At 74.4% G+C, this 24,081-nt stretch carries 13 protein-coding genes; 10 read left to right on the forward strand and 3 right to left on the reverse strand.

The window, feature by feature from the left end:
• The first annotated feature begins 175 nt into the window (after positions 1–175).
• The 7 genes from ACFV4G_RS04670 to ACFV4G_RS04700 all read left to right on the forward strand — a co-directional run bounded on the left by ACFV4G_RS04670 (position 176) and on the right by ACFV4G_RS04700 (position 17,889).
• Complete coding sequence (locus tag ACFV4G_RS04670) at positions 176–9,517, forward strand: amino acid adenylation domain-containing protein (RefSeq protein WP_380436426.1); 9,342 nt, start codon at positions 176–178, stop codon at positions 9,515–9,517.
• Positions 9,504–11,204 carry a phytoene desaturase family protein gene (locus tag ACFV4G_RS04675; protein WP_380436428.1) on the forward strand — a complete coding sequence of 567 codons (1,701 nt, stop codon included), beginning with the start codon at positions 9,504–9,506 and terminating at the stop codon, positions 11,202–11,204. Before ACFV4G_RS04670 ends, ACFV4G_RS04675 begins: the two co-directional genes overlap by 14 nt.
• A 20-nt stretch (positions 11,205–11,224) precedes the next feature.
• A complete protein-coding gene (locus tag ACFV4G_RS04680; RefSeq protein ID WP_380436460.1) occupies positions 11,225–12,865 on the forward strand; it encodes a phytoene desaturase family protein in 1,641 nt (546 codons plus the stop codon).
• Positions 12,866–12,902: 37 nt separating this feature from the next.
• Positions 12,903–13,961, forward strand: a complete 1,059-nt coding sequence (locus ACFV4G_RS04685) for an MDR family NADP-dependent oxidoreductase (RefSeq protein ID WP_380436430.1) — start codon at positions 12,903–12,905, stop codon at positions 13,959–13,961.
• A gap of 116 nt (positions 13,962–14,077) precedes the next feature.
• On the forward strand, positions 14,078–15,379 hold the full coding sequence (locus ACFV4G_RS04690) for a hypothetical protein (protein ID WP_380436432.1): 1,302 nt from the start codon (positions 14,078–14,080) through the stop codon (positions 15,377–15,379).
• 24 nt (positions 15,380–15,403) lie between these two features.
• Positions 15,404–16,651, forward strand: a complete 1,248-nt coding sequence (locus ACFV4G_RS04695; protein WP_380436434.1) for an AAA family ATPase — start codon at positions 15,404–15,406, stop codon at positions 16,649–16,651.
• Positions 16,648–17,889 carry a VWA-like domain-containing protein gene (locus tag ACFV4G_RS04700; protein WP_380436436.1) on the forward strand — a complete coding sequence of 414 codons (1,242 nt, stop codon included), beginning with the start codon at positions 16,648–16,650 and terminating at the stop codon, positions 17,887–17,889. Before ACFV4G_RS04695 ends, ACFV4G_RS04700 begins: the two co-directional genes overlap by 4 nt.
• Here the strand turns inward: ACFV4G_RS04700 and ACFV4G_RS04705 are convergent.
• Positions 17,835–18,401, reverse strand: coding sequence for a winged helix-turn-helix transcriptional regulator (locus ACFV4G_RS04705; RefSeq protein ID WP_380436438.1), 567 nt, complete (start codon positions 18,399–18,401; stop codon positions 17,835–17,837). The genes ACFV4G_RS04700 and ACFV4G_RS04705 overlap by 55 nt on opposite strands.
• A gap of 195 nt (positions 18,402–18,596) precedes the next feature.
• On the opposite strand from ACFV4G_RS04705, the gene ACFV4G_RS04710 reads away from it, so the two are divergent.
• Positions 18,597–19,352 carry a methyltransferase domain-containing protein gene (locus ACFV4G_RS04710; protein WP_380436440.1) on the forward strand — a complete coding sequence of 252 codons (756 nt, stop codon included), beginning with the start codon at positions 18,597–18,599 and terminating at the stop codon, positions 19,350–19,352.
• Positions 19,353–19,416: 64 nt separating this feature from the next.
• On the opposite strand, the gene ACFV4G_RS04715 is transcribed toward ACFV4G_RS04710, so the two are convergent.
• Both ACFV4G_RS04715 and ACFV4G_RS04720 read right to left on the reverse strand, forming a co-directional pair.
• Entirely contained in the window at positions 19,417–20,001 is a 585-nt protein-coding gene (locus ACFV4G_RS04715) for a class F sortase (RefSeq protein ID WP_380436442.1), read from the reverse strand.
• A gap of 83 nt (positions 20,002–20,084) precedes the next feature.
• Positions 20,085–21,698, reverse strand: a complete 1,614-nt coding sequence (locus ACFV4G_RS04720) for an ADP-ribosyltransferase domain-containing protein (RefSeq protein WP_380436444.1) — start codon at positions 21,696–21,698, stop codon at positions 20,085–20,087.
• Positions 21,699–21,926: 228 nt separating this feature from the next.
• On the opposite strand from ACFV4G_RS04720, the gene ACFV4G_RS04725 reads away from it, so the two are divergent.
• Positions 21,927–22,601, forward strand: coding sequence for a macro domain-containing protein (locus ACFV4G_RS04725; protein ID WP_380436446.1), 675 nt, complete (start codon positions 21,927–21,929; stop codon positions 22,599–22,601).
• 101 nt (positions 22,602–22,702) lie between these two features.
• Positions 22,703–23,923, forward strand: coding sequence for a cytochrome P450 (locus ACFV4G_RS04730; RefSeq protein WP_380436448.1), 1,221 nt, complete (start codon positions 22,703–22,705; stop codon positions 23,921–23,923).
• The last annotated feature ends 158 nt before the right edge of the window (positions 23,924–24,081 follow it).

Here is a 24,081-nt window from a genome sequence, read left to right on the forward strand (position 1 = left end):
CTTCCACCCGTCTCTGCCGGATTATTCGAGGCGTGATAAATCACGCTGTGCCCGCCGGCAGTAGTGATCGGATTTTCTTAGGAATCGGATTTCCATAGGACCGCGTGTTCGCAGTCGAAACGAGTTTCTCCGTCCAGGGAATTCGTGAACGCGAACCGAACCCCCGGATTGGACCATGACCTCCTCGCCCCTCGACGTGCCCAGCGAACGGATCGCGATCACCGGGATCGGCTGCCGCCTGCCCGGCCACGCCAACGACCACCGGTCGTACTGGCGCAACCTGCTGGCGGGCCGGGACTGTCTCGTCCCGACGCCGGCCGACCGCTACGACGTCGCGTCGCTGGGCAGCCGGGACCGGGCCAAACCGGGGCGGCTGATCGGCGGCCGGGGCGGGTACATCGACGGCTTCGACACCTTCGACCCGGAGTTCTTCGCCATCAGCCCGCGCGAGGCCGCCTACATGGACCCGCAGCAGCGCAAGCTGCTGGAGGTCACCTGGGAGGCGCTGGAGGACGGCGGGCAGCGGCCGTCGGAGCTCGCGGGCCGGGACGTCGGGGTGTACGTCGGCGCGTTCACCCTGGACTACAAGATCCTCCAGTTCGCCGACCTCGGCTTCGAGACGCTCGCCGCGCACACCGCCACCGGCACCATGATGACGATGGTGTCGAACCGGATCTCGCACTGCTTCGACTTCCGCGGCCCGAGCGTCTCGATCGACACCGCGTGCAGCTCCTCGCTGGTCGCGGTGCACCTGGCCTGCCAGAGCCTGCTCCGCGGCGAGACCGAACTCGCCCTGGCCGGCGGCACGTTGCTGCACATGGCGCCGCAGTACACGATCGGCGAGACGAAGGGCGGGTTCCTCTCGGCGGACGGCCGCTCGCGGGCCTTCGACGCCGCCGCCGACGGGTACGTGCGGGCCGAGGGCGTCGGCGTGGTGGTGCTCCGCCGGCTGTCGGACGCGCTGCGCGACGGCGACCCGGTGCACGCGGTGATCATCGGCAGCGGCGTCAACCAGGACGGCCGCACCAACGGCATCACCGTGCCGCGGGCGGACGCCCAGGTCACGCTGATCGAGCGGGTGTGCGCCGAGGCCGGGGTGCGGCCCGGCGGCCTGCAGTACGTCGAGGCGCACGGCACCTCGACCCCGGTCGGCGACCCGATCGAGGCCAATGCGCTCGGCCGGGTGCTCGCGGTCGGGCGGCGGCCGGGGGAACGCTGCTACGTCGGCTCGGTCAAGACCAACATCGGGCACGCCGAGTCCGCCGCCGGAGTGGCCGGGCTGATCAAGACGGCGCTGGCGCTCGAGCACCGGCGGATCCCGCCGCACATCAACCTGGAGCGGCCGAACCCCGACATCGACCTCGACGCGCTGCCGTTCGAGATCCCGCGCACCGCCGTCGACTGGCCCGAGCACGAGGGGCCGGCGCGGGCGGGGGTCAACTCCTTCGGCTTCGGCGGCACCAACGCGCACGTCCTGCTGGAGGAGCCGCCGCCGCGCGAGCCCGTCGCCCCGGATCCCGCGGCACTGCCCGCGCCGGCGTCCACGGTGCTACCGCTGAGCGCCCGCGACGCGGCCGCACTGCCCGAGCTGGCCGCCGGCATCCGCCGTGAACTCGCCGACGGCACGGACCTCGTGGACCTCGCGCACACCCTCGCGCACCGGCGCGAGCACCTGCCCGAGCGCCTCGCCGTCGCGTACGCCTCCCGGGAGTCCCTGGACGAGGCGCTGGCCGCGTACGAGCGCGGCGAACCGCACCCCCGGGTGGTCCAGGGGCGGGCCCGCGAGCGCCGACAGCGCCGGCTGGCCTGGGTGTTCACCGGCATGGGGCCGCAGTGGTGGGCGATGGGCCGCGGGCTGTACGCGAGCGAGCCGGTCTACCGCGAGGCGGTCGACGCGTGCGACCGGGAGATCCGCGCGCAGGCCGGGTGGTCGCTGCTCGACGAACTCGCCCGCGGCGAGGGCGAGTCGCGGATGGCCGAGACCTGGCTCGCGCAGACCGCCAACTTCGCTCTCCAGGTCGGTCTTTCGGCGCTGTGGCGGAGCCGCGGCCTGCGGCCGGACGCGGTCGTCGGGCACAGCACCGGCGAGGTCGCCGCGTTCCACGAGGCCGGGGTGTACGACCTGGCCGACGCCGTCACGGTGGTGCTGCACCGCAGCCGCCTCCAGCACCGCCTCGCCGGGACGGGCACGATGCTCGCCGTCGGCCTGCCGGAGGCCGACGCGGAGCGCCGGATCCGCCCGCACCGCGAGCGGGTGTCGCTGGCGGCCGTGAACGGACCGAGCGCGGTTACCCTCGCGGGCGACGCCGACGCGCTCGGCGCCCTCGCCGAGGAACTGCGGCAGGAGCGGGTGTTCGCGAAGTTCCTGGACGTCGAAGTCCCCTACCACAGCGTGCGGATGGACCCGATCCGCGAGGAGCTGCTGACGGCGCTCGCGGGCATCAAGCCGCGCGCGGCGCAGGTCCCGCTCTACCTGACCGCCGACGAGGGCCGCGCCCTCGGGCCCGAGCTGGACGCCGCGTACTGGTGGCGCAACGTCCGCCACCCGGTGCGCTTCAGGGCCGCCGTCGAGCTGATGGCCGAGGACGGGTACGGGCTGTACCTGGAGGTCGGCCCGCACCCGGTGCTCGGCCACGCGATCCGCGAGTGCCTGGCGGACCGCGACCCGGACGTCCGCGCGCTGCCCTCCGTCCGTCGCCGCGAGGACGAGCCCGAGCGCGTCGCCCGCACCCTCGCCGAGCTGCACACCCTCGGGGTGGAGCCGTCCTGGCCGGCCCTCCACCCGGCCGGCCGCGCGGTGCCGCTGCCCTGCTACCCGTGGCGGCGCGACCGGTACTGGGCCGAGCCGAAGCCGGTCGAGCAGGTCCGGCGCGGCGAGTCGGACCACCCGCTGCTCGGCCGCCGGACCGCCGCCGCGCAACCGACCTGGGAGATCGCGCTCGACGTCGAGAAGCTGCCGTACCTGTCCGATCACCGCATCGAGGGCAGCGCGGTGTTCCCGGCCGCGGGCTACCTGGAGATGGCCGCCCAGGCCGTCCGGACGCTGACCGGCGGGACGGACGCGGTGCTCGCCGACGTCGACCTCGCCCGGGCGCTGGTGCTCTCCGACGCGGAGCCCACCAGGGCGCAGTTCTCCTTCCTTCCGGACGACGGCCGGTTCGGCGTCGCGTCGCTGCCCGCCGGCGCCGACCCGGTGGTGCACGCGAGCGGCCGGATCCGCACCGGCCAGCGCCGTGCCCACGGGCCCGCGCTCGACGCCGACGCCGTCCGCGCGCGCGGCACCCGTCACGGGAAGGCCGACTGCTACCGCGCGCTGGCCGCCCGGGGCTACCACTACGGCCCCGCCTTCCAGGCCGTCGACGAGGTGTGGACGGCACCCGGCGAGGCGCTCGCCCGGATCAGCCCCACGGTCGAGGACGCCGCCGGCCACCACGTGCACCCGGTGCTGCTCGACGCGTGCTTCCAGACGCTCCTCGCCGCCCAGGTGCTCCAGAGCGACGGCGACGGCGTGCGGCTGCCGGTGTCGATCGGCGAGGTGCGCCTCGGCCCGGTCGGCGACCAGCCGGTCTGGGCCCACGCGACCGTCACCCGCGACACCGGGGACGAGCTCCTCGGCGACCTCGCCGTGTACGCCGAGGACGGTGCCCCGCTCGGCCGGATCACCGGCTTCCGCGTCGCCGACGTCGCCCGCGCCGCCTCCTCCGTCGGCCTCGCCACCATCGACGGCTGGCTCACCGAACTCGCCTGGGTGGAGGCACAGGAGTCCGAGGAGGTGCAGGGGCCCGAGGAGGCCGGGGAGTCCGAGGAGACCGACGCCGGAGGCCTCGTCCTGCTCGCCGACGCGGGCGGCCTCGCCGAACGCCTGGCCGCCCGGGCGGGGGAGCGCGGCATCCGCTGCCACCTCGTGCGGCCCGGCGACGGCTACCGGCACACCCCCGAAGGCTCCACCGTCCGCCCTGGGGCGGCCGAGGACTTCACCCGCCTCCTCGCCGACCTCGACCCCGCGTTCCGTACGGTCGCCCACCTCTGGAACCTCGACCAGCCCCGCCTGGACGACTCCCTCCACACCGACCTCGACCGCCTGGCCGGCCTCGGCACCTACTCGCTCGTCGCCCTCGCCCAGGCCCTGCCCGACGCGCGACCGGACGGACGGCTGCACATCGTCACCCGCGGCACCCAGGCCACCGGCCCCGACGACCGCGTCGAACCGCTCGGCGCCCCCGCGTGGGGCCTCGGCCGGGTGCTGTGGCAACAGGAACTCGTCGCCCAGCGCGGCACGTTGATCGACCTGGACGGCGCCACCGGGCGCGGAAGGCCGATCGGCCTCGACGCCCCCACGGACCTGCTCGACGAGGTCGACGCGCTGCTGCGCGAACTGACCGCGTCGGCCGCGCACGGCGAGCAGGAGATCGCCCTGCGCGGCGGCCGCCGCCTCACCAGCCGGCTGCGCCCCGCCGAGGGGCTCACCAAGCCGCTGCCGCTGAGCCTGCGGCCCGACGGCAGCTACCTCGTCACCGGGGCGTTCGGCGCCCTCGGCCGGCTGCTGTGCCGCACCCTCGTGCGGCGCGGCGCCCGGCGGCTGATTCTGCTCGGCCGCACCGCCCTGCCCGGGCGCGACCAGTGGCGGCACACCGACCCCGACAGCCCGGCCGGTGCCCGCATCGCCTTCCTGCGCGAGCTGGAGGCACTCGGTGCCGAGGCCCTCGTGGCGCCGGTGGACGTCACCGACGAGACCGCCCTCGGCGCCTGGCTCGCCGACTACCGGGACCGCCAACTCCCGCCCGTCCGGGGCGCGTTCCACCTCGCCGGACAGGTCCGCGACACCCTGCTCCCGCAGATGGACCGCGCGGCCTTCGACGCCGGCTACCTGCCCAAGGTGGCCGGCGGCCACCTCCTGCACCGGCTGCTCCGCGACGAACCGCTCGACCACTTCGTGCTGTTCGCCTCCGTCGCCTCCCTGCTCACCACCGCCGGACAGACCAACTACGCGGCGGGCAACGCCTTCCTCGACGCGCTCGCCCACCACCGCCGCGCCGACGGCCTGCCCGCGATCAGCCTCGACTGGGGCCCGTGGGCCACCGGCATGATCGAGGAGCTCGGCCTCGTCGCCCACTACCGGGACGCCCGCGGCATGAGCTCGCTCCCGCCCGAGGCCGGCACCGCCGTCCTGGAACGGGTGATCGGGCAGGACCGGGCCCAGCTGCTCGTCGCGACCGTCGTCGACTGGCCGGTCTTCCTCGCCTGGTACCCCGCGCCGCCGCCGCTCGTCGCCGACCTGGCGGCCGACGCCGCCGAACCCGCCCAGGCCGAGACCGGCGGCCTCCTGGCCGCCTTCCGCGCCGCCGACCCGGCGGGCCGCCATGCCTTGGTCGCCGAGCGCTTCGCCGCCGCCGTCGCCGCGGTGCTGCGGATCGGCGCCGAGCGGATCGACGAGGACACCCGGCTCGGCGCGCACGGCCTGGACTCGCTGCTCGCCATGGAGCTGCGCGCCCGCGTCCTCGGCGAACTCGGCGTCGCGCTGCCGGTGGTGGCCCTGCTGAGCAACGGCCCGGCCGGCGAACTGCTGGACCTCCTGCACGACGGCCTCGCCGCCCTGGCCGCCGACGACGGCACGGCCGCGCGCGCGGCCGTCGACCTGCACACCGACGAGCGGTGCTACCCGCTCACCCACAACCAGAAGGCGCTCTGGTTCCTCAAGCAGCTCCACCCCGACGGCTTCGCCTACAACATCGGCGGCGCCGTCGAGGTCCGCACCGCGATCGACCCCGGCCTGTTCGCCGAGGCCTTCCGCGCCGTCGTCGCCCGCCATCCCGCGCTGCGCGCCGCCTTCACCGCGGAGGAGGGCCGCCCGGTGCAGCGGATCCGGGACGAGGCCGTCGTCGACACGGCACTGGTCGACGTCGAGGGCCGGCCCTGGGCGGAGGTCCGGGACCTGATCGTCGCGGAGTACCGCAAGCCGTACGACCTGGAGCGCGACCCGCTGGTGCGGCTGCGGATGTTCCGGCGCGGGCCGGAGCACTGGGTGCTGATGAAGGCCGTCCACCACATCGTGTCGGACGCGATCTCGACGTTCACCTTCATCGAGGAGCTGTTCGAGGTCTACGAGGCGCTGACGGCGGGCCGCACGCCCGAGCTGCCGCCGGTGCCCGCCCGCTACCTCGACTTCCTCAACCACCAGAACCGCTTCCTGGCCGGTCCCGAGGCCCGCCGGATGCTCGACTACTGGCGCGGCCACCTGCCCGCCGAGGTGCCGATCCTCAGCCTGCCCACCGACCGGCCGCGGCCGGCCGTGCAGACGCACAACGGCGCGTCGGTCTTCTTCCAGCTGGACGCCGAGCTCAGTGCGCGTGTGCACGAGCTGGCCCGCGCGCACAACGCCACGCCGTTCATGGTCCTGCTGAGCGCCTACTACCTGCTGCTGAACCGCTGGTCCGGGCAGGAGGACATCATCGTCGGCAGCCCGGTGACCGGGCGCACGCAAGAGGAATTCGCCTCCGTCTACGGGTACTTCGTCAACCCGCTGCCGCTGCACGTGAGCCTGGCCGGGGAGCCGACGGTCGCCGAGCTGCTGGGGCGGGTCCGGGAGACGGTGCTCGGCGGGCTGGACAACCAGGAGTACCCGTTCGTGCTGCTGGTCGAGCAGTTGGGGCTCCAGCACGACCCCAGCCGCTCGGCGGTGTTCCAGGCGATGTTCATCCTGCTCACCCACAAGGTCGCCGTCGAGCGCGACGGCTACCGCCTCGACTACATCGAACTTCCTGAGGAAGAAGGCCAGTTCGACCTGACGCTCTCCGCCTACGAGGAGGCGGCGGACGGCTGCTTCCACTGCGTGTTCAAGTACAACTCCGACCTCTTCGACGCCCCGACCGTCGAGCGGATGGCCGGGCACTACCGCAACCTCGTGGACGCCATGACGCGCGCCGCCGCCGAGCGGCCCACCGACCGGCTGCCGATGCTCGGCGCGGACGAACGGCGGCTCGTGCTCACCGAGTTCAGCGGCGCCGGACGCGTCCTGGACCACGACGTGCCGCTGCCCGACCTGTTCGCCAAGGCCGCCGCCGAACACCCCGAGGCCGTCGCCGTGGTGGCGCCCGGCCGCACGGGGCCAGCCGAGGCGCGGCGGCTCACCTACGCGGAGCTCGACCACCGCTCCCAGCGGGCCGCCCTGCGGCTGCGCGAACTCGGCGTGCGGGAGGGCTCGGTGGTGGCGGTCTGCCTGGCCAAGTCGCCCGAGCTGATCGGCACGCTGCTCGCGGTCTGGCGGGCGGGCGCCGCCTACCTGCCGCTCGACCCCGGGCACCCGGCCGACCGCCTCGCCTACCAGGTCGCCGACGCGGGCGCCGTCCTCGTCGTCGTCGACCAGGAGCTCCCGGCCCCGGCGGGGCTGCCCGTCCCGCTGGTGACCCTGGAGGACCTGGCGGGGCCGGCGGCCGAGGACGCCCCGCTGCCCGGCACCGACCCGGACCGGCCCGCGTACGTGATCCACACCTCCGGCTCGACCGGCCGCCCGAAGGCCGTCCGGGTGGCCCACCGCAGCCTCGCCGCGGTCGCCGCGGGCTGGCGGGCCGAGTACCGGCTGGACACCGACGTCCGGGTGCACCTGCAGATGGCCGGCGTCTCCTTCGACGTCTTCACCGGCGACCTCGCCCGGGCGCTCGGCTCGGGCGGCACGCTCGTCCTGGTCGACCGGGAGCTGCTCTTCGACCCCGCCCGGCTGTACCGGACGATGCGCGAAGAGGCCGTCGACGGCGGTGAGTTCGTCCCGGCGGTCGCCCGCGCCCTGCTCGCCCACTGCGAACGCGAGGGCCTGCGGCTGGACTTCCTGCGGCTGCTGGTCGTCGGCTCCGACCTCTGGAAGGCCGGCGAGCACGCCCGGCTGAGCGCCCTGTGCGGCCCGCGGACCCGGGTGGTCAACTCCTACGGCCTGACCGAGGCCACCGTGGACAGCACCTACTTCGAGGGGCCGGTGGACGCCCTGGAGCCGGGCCGGCTGGTGCCCATCGGGCGGCCGTTCCCCAACAGCGCGCTCTACATCCTCGACCGCCACGGCGAGCCGGTGCCGCCGGGCGTCCCCGGCGAACTGTGGATCGGCGGCGCGGGCGTGGCCGACGGGTACCCGAACGACCCCGGGCAGACCGCCGAGCGCTTCACCACCCTCGACCTGGACGGGCCGGTCCGGCTCTACCGCACCGGCGACCTCGGCCACTGGGACGCCGGGGGCACCGCGCACCTGCTCGGCCGGATCGACAACCAGGTGAAGGTGCGCGGCCACCGGATCGAACTCGGCGAGGTCGAGGCCCAGTTGGCCGACCGGCCGGAACTGGCGCAGGTGTGCGTGACGATCCGTCAGGACGTGGCGGGCGAGGCCGTCCTGTGCGCGTACTGCGTCCCGGCGGAGGGTTCCGTACTGGACCGCGGCGAGCTGCGGCGCCACCTGTCCGAGCGGCTTCCCACCTTCATGATCCCGTCCTGGTTCACCGAACTGCCCGCCCTGCCACTGACGTCGAGCGGCAAGGTCGACCTCGCCGCGCTGCCGGAACCGCGCGTCGAGGCCGGCGGCGACCGGCACGAGCCCCCGGTCACGCTCTACGAGACCCGGATGGCCGCCCACTGGGAGGCGCTGCTCGGGGTGGACGGGGTCGGCCTGCAGGACGACTTCTTCGAACTCGGCGGCAGCTCCATCCGGTTGATCGAGCTCATCCACCACCTGCGGACCGAGTTCAACATCGCCGTCCCGGTCGGCCGGCTCTTCGCGGTCACCACCCTGCACGGCATGGCGCGCGCCGTCGAGCAGATCATCACCGGCGAGGCGGCGGGCGGCGAGCCCCACTTGTGGTTCAACCGGGACGCGCCGCCCGAGCGGACGGTGTTCTGCTTCCCGCCCGCCGGCGGGCACGGCCTGGTCTACCGCCAGCTCGCCGCGCACCTGCCCGGCCACCGGATCGCCGCCTTCAACTACCTCTCCGGGGAGGACAAGGCGGCCCGGTACGCGGACCTCGTCGAGGCGCTGCACGAGGACGGCCCGTACGCCCTGCTCGGCTACTCGCTCGGCGGCAACCTCGCCTTCGAGGTGGCCAAGGAGCTGGAGCGGCGCGGCCGCGCGGTGAGCGCCGTCGTCGTCCTGGACTCCTACCGGATCACGGAGGCCTACGCGCTCGGCGAGGAGCACCTCGCCGCGTTCGAGCGGGAGCTCCGCGAGCACCTGCATCGGCACACCGGGTCGACGATCGTCGCCCAGGAGACCCTCGAACAGGCCCGGGACTACCTGGAGTTCTGCAGCCGAACACCCAACACCGGCACCGTCGTCGCTCCGCTCACCGTGGTCTGCGACCGCGAGCAGGTGGTCCTCCACACGGGCGGGTCGGGTGGCTCCTGGCAGGGCGCCTCCACCGCGGGCACCGCGGTGCTCGGCGGGCACGGCACCCACGCCGAGATGATGGACGGCGAATTCGCCGCCCGGAACGCCGAGTTGGCGGGCACGATCCTGGCCGGAGGCGGCGCCGATGGCCACGCCTGACCGCGGCCAGGACTGGACCGCCCGGGAGCGCCCTCCCGGCGGCCCGCCCCGGGTGATCGTCATCGGCGCGGGCATCGCGGGCCTCGCCACCGGCTGCTACGCGCAGATGAGCGGCATGGAGACGCGCATCTTCGAGAAGCACGTGCTGCCCGGCGGCTGCTGCACCGCATGGTCCCGCGACGGCTACCTCTTCGACTACTGCATCGACTGGCTGATCGGCACCGCACCGGGCGCCGGCGGTCACCAGGTGTGGCGCGAACTCGGCGCGCTGGACGGCAAGTCGGTGACCGAGTTCGACGTCTTCAACCGCGTCGTCGACGAGCACGGCCGGGCCGTCACCTTCTACAACGACCCCGACCGGCTCGAACGGCACCTGCTGGAGACCTCCCCGGCCGACGCGCCGCTGATCCGCTCCTTCTGCAAGGACTTCCGCCGCTTCGCCGCGCTCGACCTGCCCTGGGAGGTGACGCCCCCGCCACTGCGGACGGCGGCCCAGCGCCTGCGCACCGCGCGCGCCGTCCTGCCCGCGTTCCGGCTGTTCTGGCGCACCGCGACCACCCCGATGCGGGGCTTCGCCGACCGCTTCCAGGACCCGCTGCTCCGGCGGGCCCTGCCCAACATGTTCCTCCAGGAGCCGGCCGGCTTCCCGCTGCTGCCGTACCTGTACACGCTGGCCGCCGCGCACAACGGCAACGCCGGTTTCCCGCAGGGCGGTTCGCTCGGGCTGGCCCGCTCGGTGGAGGAGCGCTACACCTCGCTCGGCGGGGTGGTCGGCTACCGCCGCCGGGTCGAGCGGATCCTGGTCGAGGACGGCCGGGCGGTCGGGGTGCGGCTGCGGGACGGCAGCACGCACTACGCCGACCACGTGGTGTCCGCGTGCGACGGCCCGACCACCGTCGACCGCCTGCTGGAGGGCCGCTGGACGAGCCCGACGGCGGACCGGCTCTACCACGAACTCCTCGACAGCCCGGGCAACTTGTACCCGGCCGCCGTCTCGGTCTTCGTCGGCGTCGACGGCCCGCTGCCGCCCGGCGGGGCGCACAGCACGACGTACCTGCTCACCCCCGAGGAGGGCGCCCGGCTGCCCGGCGCGCTCCAGGACAGCCTCGTGGTGCAGCTGCGTTCGCGCTACGGCGACGGGTTCGCGCCGCCGGGCAAGTCGATCCTGCACTGCATGTACTTCAGCGACCACGCCTCGTGGAAGGCGCTCCGCGCGGCCGACCGCCGGGCGTACCGCGCGAGGAAGCAGGAAGTCGCCGACTTCGTCCGGGAGTTCCTGGAGCGGACGCACCCGGGGCTGGCGGGCCGGATCGAGCTGCTCACCGTGGCCTCGCCCGTCACGACCGAGCGGTTCACCGGCAACACCTACGGCAGCATCCTCGCCTGGCAGGCGTTCTCCGACGCCGAGGACGCCGCCAACCGGCTGGTCAACAAGGACCGCATGCGGCTGCCGGGGCTGAGCGGCTTCTCGATGGCGGGCCAGTGGGTCGGCATGGGCGGCCTGATCCGGGCGGCCACCAGCGGGCGGTTCGCCGTCCAGTACCTCTGCCGGGAACTCGGCCTGGAGTTCCGGGCCTGGCCCAGCGACGACCAGGAGCCCTGGCACCCCGGCAAGTGGGGCCGGGTGCCGCGGCTCGGCCGGGCGGACCTCGGGGCCGTGGAGACGACCGTGGGAGCGGCGGAATGAGTTCGACGACCAGGCCGGACATGGTGATCGTCGGAGGCGGCCTCAGCGGCCTGTCCACCGGTTGCTACGGCCAGATGAACGGCTACCGCACCAAGGTGCTGGAGATGCACGAGATCCCCGGCGGCTGCTGCACCGGCTGGGAGCGCGGCGACTTCACGTTCGACCCCACCATCAGCTGGCTGCTCGGCAGCGGTCCGGGCAACGAGATGCACCAGATCTGGCTGGAGCTGGGCGCCCTCCAGGGCAAGCGGATGCGCAACTTCGACGCCTTCAACGTCGTGCGCGGGCGGGACGGCCGGGCGGTCTACTTCTACTCCGACCCGGACCGGCTGGAGGCGCACCTGCTCGGCCTCTCGCCGGCCGACGCCCGCCCGATCAGGCAGTTCTGCGGGGACCTGCGCCGGTTCCGCCGCTGCCTCACGCTCTACCCGTTCCTCAGCCCGGTCGGGCTGATGAGCCGCTGGGCGCGGTACCGGATGCTGGCGTCGTTCGTCCCGTACTTCAACCTCATCCGCCGCTCGCTCGGCGTCCTCATGACGGACTACTCTCAGCGCTTCCAGGACCCCTTGCTGCGCGAGGCGTTCAACTTCATCCTCTACGAGAAGCACCCCAACTTCCCGGTGCTGCCGTTCTACTTCCAGCTGGCCGCCCACGAGGGCCTGTCGGCCGGGGTGCCGGAGGGAGGTTCGCTCGGGCTGGCGCGCTCGATCGAGGACCGTTACCGGCGGCTCGGTGGCGAACTGCTGTGCAACACCAAGGTGGTGGAGATCCTCGTCGAGGACGACCGCGCGGTGGGGGTGCGGCTGAGCGACGGCACCGAGATCCCGGCGGACGTCGTGGTGTCGGCCTGCGACGGCCGGGCGACGGTGATGGACCTGCTCAAGGGCCGCTACCTGAACGACACGTACCGCCGCCTGTACACCGAGTGCATCGACCAGCGGGACCAGGTCTTCCCCGGCTACGTCGCCGTCTTCCTCGGCCTGCGCGAGCCGTTCCCGGTCGGCGACCCGTGCACGACGTACCTGCTCGACGAGGACCTCGCCGGGCGGCTCACCGGGATCCGGCACCCGAGCATCAACATCCAGTTCCGCAGCCGCCACTACCCGGAGCTCTCCCCGGCCGGCACCGGCGTCGTGTTCGCGAGCTACTTCAGCGACATCGCCCCCTGGCGGGCGCTGAGCACCGGCCCCGAGCAGGCCGCCCGGATCCGCCGCGGCGAGGAGCTGCACACCCTGCCGGTCGGGCGCGGCCGGGAGTACCAGCGGGAGAAGCGGCGGGTGCGCGACGCCGTCATCGAGCTGCTCGAACGCCACCACCCCGGCATCCGGTCCGCGATCACCGTCAAGGACGTGTCGACCCCGCTGACCCAGCTGCGCTACACCGGCAACTACGACGGCTCGGTGCTCGGCTGGCAGCCCTTCGTGGAGAGCGGCGAGACCATGGAGGAGGAGATCAAGCGCAACGGCCCGGTGCTGCCCGGCCTGCGCGACTTCTACCTCTCCGGGGTGTGGGCCACCACCGGCGGCCTGATCCGGGCCGCCGCCTCCGGCCGGCACGTCATGCAGTTCATCTGCCACGACGAGGGCCGCCCGTTCACCGCTTCGGTGGACGACATCGCCCCGCCGCCCACCCATCTCGTCGACCGTGTCGGTCGGTTCTGAGTTCTTCGGTCGGTTCTGAGTTCTGAGGAGCACACCTGTGGTTCGGATCGAGAAGTGGATCGTCCGCGAGCACGTCGAGGGCGTACCGGACGTCGAGCGGACGTACGAGAAGGTGGTCGAGGACGTCGAGGTCCGGCTGGCCCCGGACGAGATGCTGTTCCGCACCCGGTACGTCTCGGTGGACCCGTACCTCCAGGGGATCACCCTGGACACGCCCATCGGCGACCACGCGGGCGGCGACTCCGTCATGGAGGTGGTCGAGGCGGGGCCGCGGGCGCGGTTCGCCGTCGGCGACCTGGTGCACGGCTTCGGCGGCTGGCGCAGCCACGTCATCGGGACGGGCGCCGCGACGCCGTGGCAGACCGGGACGTTCCCGATGGTCTTCCCCGAGTACCGGCTGCTCGACCCCGCGCACTACGACGAGGCGCTGCCGCTGTCGACGGTGCTCGGTGTGCTGGGCGGCTCGGGCATGACGGCGTGGGCGACGGTGACGAAGTTCCTGGACGTCCGGCCCGGGGACACCGTCGTGGTCGGCGGCGCGTCCGGCTCGGTCGGCTCGCTGGTCGGCCAGCTGGCGCGGCTGCGCGGCGCCCGGGTGGTGGGCACGACCGGCTCGCCCGCCAAGGTGGCCCGGCTGAGCGGGCTCGGCTTCGACGCGGTCGTGCTGTACCGCGACGGGGACGACCCCGAGCGGCTGCGCGAGGACCTGGCCAAGGCGGCGCCGGCCGGCGTCGACCGGTACTTCGACAACCTCGGCGGGACGCTGACCGACGTCGTGTTCACGATGCTGAACATCGACAGCCGGGTCGCGGTGTGCTGGCAGTGGGCCAGCCAGGTCGGCGGGGACTGGACCGGGCCGCGGCTGCTGCCGATGATCATGTTCCCGCGGACGACGATCCGCGGGATCTTCGCGCCGGAGTGGTTCACCGACGAGAACTGGGCGGGCCTGCGGGAGGAGGTGGGCGGCCTGGTGCGCCGGGGCGAGATCGCCTACGAGCAGACCGTGCACCGCGGCTTCGACAGCATCCCGGCCGCCTACCGGAGCCTGTACACGGACCGGGCGGCCAGCCGGGGCAAGGTGCTCGTAGAGCTGTGAACGGGTTTTCCCGGGGAAGGCGTTGGCGGATCGGCGGCCGTGCGGCTATGCTCCCCGGCGATGACGACTCTCTCCTCTCTCAGGATGGAGGTCCCGTCCGCGCAAGGTGAGTGCTGATGGCCACTCACTCCGCGAACCGGGATCCCCGTCTCCTCCGCTGGCTGCGCGTGCGCGAGTTCGCCGTGCCGCCCACCATGATCGAGTCCGCGACCGCCCGCCGCCGCACCGGCGACTGGGCCGGGGCGTGCGCCGCCGCGCGGCTCGACGTCGACCTCGACCTCAAGACCGCCGCCCGTGCCCACGGCCGCGCGTTCGTCGAGCAACTCCGCGCCGACCTCCGTAGGTTGGCGCCCGACCTGCTGCGCTGGCACCTGCCCAGGACCGCTCCGGACGGGCTGCTGCGGGCCGGCCTGACCGTCCCGCTCGCCCGGTACGCCGGCACCGGGCGCGACGGGCGGAGCCCCGTGCACCTGGTGGTCCGCACCCCGCCCGCGTGGGCGGACGGCGGCCAGCGGATCAGTCTCGCGCTGTGGTCCGACGGCGCGGACGCGGGCGCGCATCCGCATCCGCGGCCGAGCCGCCGCTACCGGCTCGACCTGCACCGGCACCTCTGGGACGCCGACCGCGCAGGCGAGTTGGGCGCGCGCGGCGGCGACGGCGCGGCGCAGCCGGTGCATCCGGCCGTGCCGCCGGGCCTGCCGTGCGCCGTCGACCGCTGGGCGGCGGAGGCGCGCGTCCTGCTGGCGGCCGACGGGCTGCCCGCGGGCCCCGTCGCCGTCCGGCTCGGGGGCCGCCACCGGCTCGTCCTCGGCGTCGACGGCACGCCCGCGCCCGGCGTGACGGACGGGCTGCCGGTGCTGCCCGACGCGGCGACGTGGATCCCGCCGGACGTGGAACTGCTGCGCGCCGGGCTCGTCGAGCCCGACCGGTTGCACCCGCTGGTGGCCGCCGCCCTGGTGGCCGGTCACGTCCCGGCGGCCCGGATGCGGCCCCCCGACGGGCCGCGGTTCGTCGACTGCCGGGGCTCCCGGCACCGGATCGGGCTGGTGGACGGGGTGTTGGCCGCGCTCGACCACGACCCCGAGGAGCTCCGCCGCGAGGAGCTGCTCGTCGGCCTCGGGGGCCCGCCCCTGCCGTGCTTGCGGGCGATCGACCTCACCCACAGGAGCCCGGCCGGGCTCGACGGCGTCCGTGAACTCCTGGACCACGGCGACACCGCCGGGGCCCTCGCCGTCGTCGAGGAACTGCTCGGCCCGGCCGCCGTGCTGCGCGACGGACCGCTGCGGGACGAACTGGAGGCCGCGGCGCAGCGCCGGATCGCGTACGGCCTCTACCGCGCCGGCCTGACCGGCGGTCACTGCCCGCCCAGGCCCCGCCCCCTCCACTCCTGGTGCTCGCGGCACAGCCGCTGCTACTGACCCTCCGTCAAAAAGGTGATCCCCATGGCTCTTTCCGTCCTGCCCGAAAACTCCGAACTCACCGTCGCCGCGGACCTGTTGGCACTCCTTGCCGACACCGCCACCGAACTCCGCCCGGACGACCAGCTGGAGGCCCTGACCCTCGCCGTGGCCGCCGACCTCCCCGTGCTCCTCTGGGGCGAGCCGGGCATCGGCAAGACCGCCGCCCTCACCCAGCTCGCCACCTCCCTCGACCTCCCGCTCACCACCGTGATCGCCAGCGTCCACGAACCCTCCGACTTCTCCGGACTGCCGATCGTCGGCGACGACCCCGCCGAACAGGGCGTCCCGCTGGCCCCGCCGGACTGGGCGGTGCGCCTCGTCCGGGCCGGGCGCGGGCTGCTGTTCCTCGACGAGCTGTCCACCGCGCCGCCCGCCGTGCAGGCCGCGCTGCTCCGGCTGGTCCTGGAGCGCCGCATCGGCGCCCTCCAACTCCCGCCCGGTGTGCGGATCGTGGCCGCCGCCAACCCGCGTTCCTCGGCCGCCGACGGCTGGGAGCTGAGCCCGCCGCTCGCCAACCGCTTCGTCCACCTCCAGTGGGTCCACGACCACGAGGTCGTCGTCCGCGGCCTCGGCGGCACCTGGCCGCGCGCCACCCTGCCGAGCCTCGACCGGGCCGCCCTCCCCGAGGCGGTGGCCTTCGCCCGGCGCGCCGTCTGCGGGCTGCTCGCCGCCCGTCCCAAGCTCGTCCACCAGCTGCCGAGCAGCGAGGCCCGCCGCGGCGGCGCCTGGCCGTCCCCGCGCAGCTGGGACATGGCGCTGCGCCTGATCGCCTTCGCCACGGCCGCCGGCTCCTCGCGGGACGTCCTGTCGCTGCTCGTGCGCGGCACCGTCGGGGACGGCCCCGGGCTGGAACTCCTCGCGAGCATCGACCGGATGGACCTGCCGGACCCGGAGGACCTCCTCGCCGACCCGGCCGCCGCCGGCCTGCCCGAGCGCGGCGACCTGCGCCAGGCCGTCCTCGACGGCGTCGTGGCCGCCGTCCGCAACCGGGCGACGCGCGAACGCTGGGACGCGGCCTGGGCGTTGCTCGTCCGCGCGATGGAGACCGGCGCCCCGGACGTCGTGGTCGTCCCCGCCACCACGCTCGCCTCGCTGCGCCGCGACGACTGGGACGTGCCGGCCGCGATCGACCGGCTCGCCGGGGCGGTGACGCTGTCCCGGCGCGCGGACGCGGCGGCGGGCCGGGTGGCGGACCGGGTGGCGGCGCTCGCGGGCAAGGGCGGCCGGTGACGGCGACGGTGAGCGCGGCCGCCCTCGGTCTCGACGTCGACAAGCTCTTCGCCGCCCGCCTGATGGCCGCCCGGGCCCGCCCCTACCTGGCGACGGCGCTGTTCGCCCTGCACGTGGCGGAGTCGAGGGACGTGCCCACGATGGCCGTCGACGCCCACTGGCGCTGCTACGTCTCCCCGGGCTTCGTCGCCCGGACACCGGTCGAGGACCTCGCCGGGGTGTGGGTGCACGAGGTGTCGCACCTCCTGCGCGACCACCACGGGCGCAGCGCGCGCTACGCGAAGCGGCACGGGCTGACCGGTCCGGCGGAGCAGCTGCGGATGAACATCGCGGCCGACTGCGAGATCAACGACGACGTCTACGGCGACGGCCTCGTGTGCCCCGAGGGAGCCGTCGTCCCGGCGGACCTGGAGCTGCCGGCGGGCGAACTGATGGAGGACTACCTCGGGCGGTTCCGGCTCGGGCAGCTCACCGAGCACCTGGCCTGGCTCGACTGCGGCAGCGGCGTCGACGGCCGGCCGCGCCCGTGGGACCTGGGCCCGGACGGCGCCCACGGGCTCAGCCGGCAGGAGCGGGACGCGGTGCGCTTCCGGGTGGCCGAGGGCATCGCGGGCCGGCCGGGGAACGCCCCGGAGGGCTGGCGGCGCTGGGCCGAGGAGGCGTTCCACCCGCCGCAGCCGTGGCGGGAGCTGCTCGGTGCGGCGGTCCGCTCGGCGGCCTCGGGCGGCGGTGTGGGCCAGGACTACTCGTACGGCCGCCCGGCCCGGCGCTCGGTGAGCCTGCCCGGGATCGTCCTGCCGAGCCTGCGCCGCCGTCCGCCCCGGGTGGCGGTGGTGGTGGACACCTCGGGGTCGGTCAGCGACGCCGAACTGGGCAGCGCCCTGCTGGAGGTCGCGGCGATCGCCCGCGCGGTAGGCGGTCGGCGGGACCTGGTGACGGTGCTCTCCTGCGACGCGGCCGTGGGGACGGTGCACCCGCTGTGCAAGGCCGAGGGCATCCCGCTGATCGGCGGGGGCGGCACGGACATGCGGGAGGGGTTCACGGCGGCGCTGCGCACGCGGCCCGACGTCATCGTGGCGCTGACGGACGGCCAGACGCCGTGGCCGTCGACCAAGCCGCCGTGCCGGACGGTCGTCGGGCTGTTCCCCCGGGGCACCCCGAGGTGGGCGGAGAAGGACCCGGACTACGAGCCCCCGCCCGGGCCTCCCGCCTGGGCGCGGGTGGTGACGATCGGGTGAGCCGCGTCGTCCCGGCCGCGGGCGGCGAGCAGCGGACCGAGGGCGCGGGTGCCCGGACCGGTCCGGCCGCCGGGGCCGGGGAGCGCGGTGGTGTTGGCGGCGGTGACCGGTTCTCCGCAGTTCCCGCAGGCCATGACGGGGGTGGCGGCGTGGCCGCAGTCCAGGTGGCGGACGCGGGCCGGCGGTCCCGCCTCGCCCGCGTACCAGCGGTCGCCCCAGTTCATCAGGGCGAGCAGGACGGCGTGCAGGTCGGCGCCCTTCTCGGTGGCGCGGTAGTGCTCGCGCGGCGGGTGGTCCTGGTAGCGCTCGCGGACGAGCACGCCCTCGTCGACCAGCCGGGCGAGCCGGGCGGCCAGGGTCTTGCGGGAGATGCCCAGGTCGTGCGCCAGGTCGTCGAAGCGGCCGATGCCCGCGAGGACGTCCCGCATGATCAGGGCCGTCCAGGCGTCGCCGAACAGGTCGGTGGCGCGCGCGATCGAGCAGGCGACGTCGGCGAGGGAGGTGCGGGTCATGGCGGCCAGCCTAGACCGGTTCCTGGGTTCCCTGAGGGAACCTGTCCCTGTTAGGTTTCCTCAGGGAACGCAACATTGACTCCGGGTCAGGACTCCGGCTCCGGGGCAGGACCCCGACTCCGGGTCAGGGCCCGACCTCCATCCGGGGGCCGGGTCCGGCACCGGGCCCGGACCCGAGCAGTTAGGAGCATCGCCATGGGCACCACCCCGCACATCGAGCTCGACTCAGCGCACCCCGGTGCCATCGACGGCCGGCACATCCGCGCCCTCGCCTTCCAGGCCGTCCGCACGGCGTACCTCGCCGAGGTCGCCCCGGACGGCGGCGGGCGTCCGGCCCTGGTCGTCGGCGGCGGTCGCGGCCTGCCCGCCGCCGCACTCGCCCGCCTCGGCTACCGGGTGACCGCCGTCGACCCGTCCCCGGTGGCCACCGCGGCGGCGCGGGCAGCCCACGCGCGGGACGGGCTGGCGATCGCCGACGAGACCGCAACCGCCGAGGAACTGCCGTTTTCCGACGGGGAGTTCGACCTCGTCTACGTCGCGGACACCTTCGAGGTCACCGCCGACCTCGACCGCGTCCTCGGGCACACCGCCCGTGTCCTGCGCCCCGGCGGCACCCTCGTCTACGACACCGTCAACCGGACGCCGCTCGCGCGGCTGGTCTACCTCGGCGCGTTCCAGGCCCTCCCGATGACCCGCATCATGCCCCCGGGCCGCTACGCCGCCGACCGGCTGCGCACCCCGGCCGAACTGACCGCGGCCCTGGCCCGCCACGGCCTGCGCAACCAGGACGTCCGGGAGTTCAAGCCGCGCGACCCGCGCGCGCTCGTCCGGGCGATCCGTGCCCGCAGGGCCGGGCGGATCACCGACGACGAGATCCCGCCGCTGGTCGACTTCGTCCTCGCGGCGGGCGCCCGGCCGTTGGTCACGTACCTCGGGCACGCGCGGAGGTGAGCGCCGCCCGGTCGTGCGCGGCCCGGTCGTGCGCGGCCGTGGTGAGGCCGTCGCCCCGGTGGTGTCAGTCCGTCTCGGCCAGGTGGGCGTAGATGACGATGTCGCCGTGGGCGCCGGTGGCGTCGCCGTCGCAGGTGACCAGCCGCAGTTGGGCGTCGGCCGCCGCGGCGTAGGCGCGGTCGTCCGGGAAGCCGGCCTTCGTGTCGGCCTGGACGGCGTCGACCGCGAACCGGGCGGTGTGCCGGTCGGCGCGGGTGATGTCGATCAGGTCGCCCCGGTGCAGCGTGCCCAGCCGCCGGAACACCGCGGGGCCCTGACGGGTGTCGACGTGCCCGAGCACGACGGCCGTGCCGACCTGGCCGGGGGAGACGCCGTCGTGGTACCAGCCGGCCAGGTTCCGGTCGGTCTCGGACGGCGGCTCCAGGTGCCCCCGGCCGTCGAGCCCGACCCCCGCGACCGGCGCGTCCACGCCGATCCGGGGGATCCGGATCCGCGTCGGCGCGGCCGGGCCGAGCCCCTCGGGAGCGGGCCGGTCCGCGGCCGCCGGGGCCCGGTCCGTGGCGTCCGTCGCGGGCCCGCACGCCGCCAGCCCGCCGCCGACGGCGAGCACGAGCACCCATCGGCCGACCGCCCGTCGCCCCTGGTTCATGATCCGCATCCGGACAGACAACCGCGCCGACCGCCCCGCCGCACGGCGACGCGCCCATGACCGCGATTGGCTCGCGCTCCGACTCAGGACACCAGCGGCTCCTCCTCCACCTCCGTCAGGCGGACGGTGCACAGGCCGCCGCGCTCGGCCTTCACCTCCGTCACCTTCAGCTGCGTGCCCGGCAGGAGGATGAACTCCTCCTCTCCCGTGAACGACGAGAAGTCGCGGATGCCCACCGCCCGGGCCGGAACCACCTCGAAGAGCGTCCGCTTCCCGCGGCTGCCGAGGAACGACCGGGCCACGCCGAGCTCGGAGGTGCACGAGGAGACGCCCCACCACGTCACCGTCCGCCCGAGCGGGTACTGGGCGCGGAGGTCCAGCGGCACCCCGCGCCACAGCGGCGCGGTGCGCGCCGGCAGCCCGGACACCGCCGCGAACAGCAGGCGCAGGTAGGGGAGGTACGGCACGACCTTCGCACGGTCGGGGGAGCGCAGGACGGCGTTGATCTCCCGGTAGAACGCCGACTCGCACGTGTAGAGGTACAGCGCGGCGATCGCGTCGCCGGAGAGCCCCCGGCCCGCGTCGGCGTCCGCCCGCCGCTTGCCGAACTCGTGCGAGCGCTCGACGTGCCCGCCGAGGCCGCGCAGCAGCTCGGCGACCGGGCCGACGGCGTCCCGGAAGTCCATCAGGGGCGTATCGAACACCCCGGTGATCGCCGGGAGTTCGAGGCCCTCGTCCTTCACGCTCGCGAGGCGTTCGAGGTACAGCTGGTGCAGTTCCATCGTGGACGCGATGAACGCGCCCATGCGCTCGGCGACGCCGTCGTCCGCCTGGCCGCCCTCGGCCGCCTGCTGGTTCCAGCCCTTGCTCGGCAGCCAGTCGACCTCGTCGAGGCCGAGCGAGGCGAGGGCGGCGTTCACCGTGCCGAAGTGCTCGTCGTCGCAGAAGATGTCGCCCTGCGCGGCCGGGTTGGCGTGGTCGATGTGCCGGACCTCGACACCGGGGTACTTCTTCTCCAGCCGCTGCACGACCCGCTTCAGGCTGCGCGCGTGCGCGCCCCACCACGCGAAGACGACGGCGCGGTCCTCCTCGGCGGCCTGCTGCTTCGCGCTGAGGATCTCCTCGACGATCCGCTCCGCCACCGGCCGCCAGAACGCGGTGTGCCGGTCGGGGCCCGCCCCGCCGCTGCTGCTCGCCGTCAGGGCAGCGTTGAGCAGCAGCACGCCCTGGGTGAGCATCGCCTGGAACCACTCCGGCGGCTGGACGGTGTCCCGCTCCTTCAGCAGCGCGCGTATGTCGGCGATCGGCGTCTTCTTGGGGATGCCGTACTTCCACATGGCCGCGGCCTTGATGATGCAGCGGATGCTGACGACCCGGCCGAACTGGCTGTCCTTCCAGTCGTGGAAGGTGTTGTCGAACATCGCGATGCCGGTGGCGCTCTCCGGCCGGGGGTACGGGTTCTGGCCGAAGACCACCACCTTCCACTGGTGCGGCGCGTTGGGTTTGAGCGCCTGGAAGGTCAGCTCGCGGACCGGCACGACCTCGGGGGCGCGGTTCGGGCCGATGAAGGAGGCCGCGTCCGGCTGCGCCTCGATGACCGGCTTGAGCAGCGGCAGCCAGGGCTCGCCGCCGCCCTTGAACAGGTCGGCGAGGGCGAGCGGGTCGTTCGGGTCGGGCTGGGCGGTGGCTTCGCTCATGGCGGCACAACTCCTGGGTTCTCACGCGGTGCTGACGTCGGGAAGTCGCTGCCGACAGTACGAGGACCCACCGACAACGGCGCCGGCCGGGTTTGTCAGTGCGGCGCGCTAGCTTCGGGTCCGTTGGAAGAACGCGACGACGAAGCCGTCGACGAACGCGACGACGAACGCGATGACGAACGCGACGACCAACGAGATGACGAACGCGATCCCGATCGGAGCACGCCCATGGACCGCACGCAGCCGCCGCTCAGGGTGGTACTGACCGACCTCAACTCGACCGTGGTGCGGGCGTGGCGGGCCGCCTTCGCCGACACGCCCGGGGTCGAGATCCGCACCGGCTCGATCCTCGACGAGAAGGTCGACGCCTGGGTCAGCCCCACCAACTCCCGCGGCCGGATGGACGGCGGCACCGACGCCGCCGTCAAGCGCCACCTCGGCGCCGGCATCCAGCTGCGCGTCCAGCGCGCGATACGCACCGGCTTCGCCGGTCACCTCCCGGTGGGCGCTGCGGTGTGCGTGCCGTCCGGGGCGGAGCACCCGAAGTTCCTGATCTCCGCCCCGACGATGGAGGAGTCCTCGCAGAACGTCAGCGAGACGCTCAACGTGGCCCTCGCGTGCGCCGCCGCGTTCCAGGCGGTCCACCAGCAGAATCGCAAGGCCCCCGGCAGCATCCGCTCCGTCGCCCTGGTGGGCATGGGCGCGCAGACCGGGCGCGTCCCCGCCCGGGTGTGCGCCAACCTGATGTGGACGGGCCACACCCTCTTCCACGACCACGACTTCGAGGACTACGCCGACCTGCGCACCACGGTCCTCGCCCAGCTCGACGACATCGAGAACGCCCCGGTCGACCAGCCCGTCCGCCTCACCCCACCGCCGGCCACCAGGCGCCGCACCCGCTGAGACCGTCGGGCCTCCGGCTTCAGAACCGCCTTACCCCGGCGGCGGAGAATCCGGGGGCTTCGGCCGAGAGCCGGCCGTGACCCGAGGGTTCTGGGGATCGAATGACCAGTGAGACGACGGGCGCAGCGACGGGCGTGGAGACGCTGCCGGACTTCCCGATGACGCGCGGCTGCCCCTACCACCCGCCGGCCGGCTACGGGCGGCTGAGGGAGGCCGGTCCGGTGGCCCGGGTCCGGCTGTTCGACGGCCGGACGGCCTGGGTGGTCACCGGGTACGAGGAGGCGCGGCGACTGCTGATCGATCCGCGGCTCTCCTCCGACCGGGCGCGCCCGGACTTCCCGGTGCTCGTGCCGAGGATGGCGGCGGCGAAGCTCACGGCGCTGGTGGGCATGGACCCGCCGGAGCACGACGTGCAGCGGCGCATGCTGATCCCCAGTTTCACCGTGAAGCGGGTGAACGGCCTCCGGCCGGCGATCCGGCGGATCGTCGGGGAGCGGATCGACGCCATGCTGGCGAAGGAGCGGCCGCAGGCGGACCTCGTCCAGGAGTTCGCGCTGCCGGTGCCGTCCACCGTCATCTGCGAGCTGCTCGGTGTCCCGTACGCCGACCACGAGTTCTTCGAGGAGCAGACCCGCCGCATGGTGCTGGCCAGCAGCACGGCGGAGGAGGCGGCCGCGGCGAGCGCCGCACTGATGGCGTACTTCGACGAGCTGATCTCGGTGAAGCAGGCGCGACCGGGGGAGGGGCTGCTCGACGAACTGATCGCGGACCGCCTCGCCACCGGTGAGCTGGGGCGGACCGAACTGACCTCGATCGCGATGTTCATGCTCGTCGCCGGGCACGAGACGACCGCGAACATGCTCGCGCTCAGCGTCCTGACGCTGCTGGTGCACCCGGAGCAGCTGGCCCTGCTCCGGGCCGACGAGGGCGCCGCCGCGGGTGCGGTCGAGGAGCTGCTCAGGTTCCTCTCCGTCGCGGACGAGCTGCAGCGGGTCGCGGCCGCGGACATCGAGATCGGCGGTGTCGTCATCCGCGAGGGCGAGGGGGTCTACCTGCCGAACGCGGCGGCCAACCGGTCCGCGGAGGTCTTCTCCGACCCCGACCGCCTCGACATCCGCCGGGCCGACCGGCGCCACCTGGCGTTCGGCTACGGTGTCCACCAGTGCATCGGGCAGAACCTGGCACGTGCCGAGCTGGAGATCGCGCTGTACGAACTGGCGGTCCGGATACCGGGCCTGCGGCCGACGGAGCCGGTCGAGGCGCTGGCCGTCAAGCCGGGCGGCTCCGTGCAAGGGGTCTACCGGCTGCCCGTCGCCTGGTAGTCGCGAACGGTACCGGAAGGGCCGTGGTGGGGGGGGGGGGGGGGCCCCCCCCCCCCCCCCCCCCCCGGGGCGCGCCCCCCCCCCGCCCGCCACCGAGGGGGAGAGAGCCCCGCGGGGGGGTGTGCTTGTGTGATCGCGGGGGCGCGGGGGATTGGGTG

The sequence above is a fragment of the Kitasatospora sp. NPDC059747 genome, assembly GCF_042732955.1.
In the GTDB taxonomy this organism is placed as follows: domain Bacteria; phylum Actinomycetota; class Actinomycetes; order Streptomycetales; family Streptomycetaceae; genus Kitasatospora.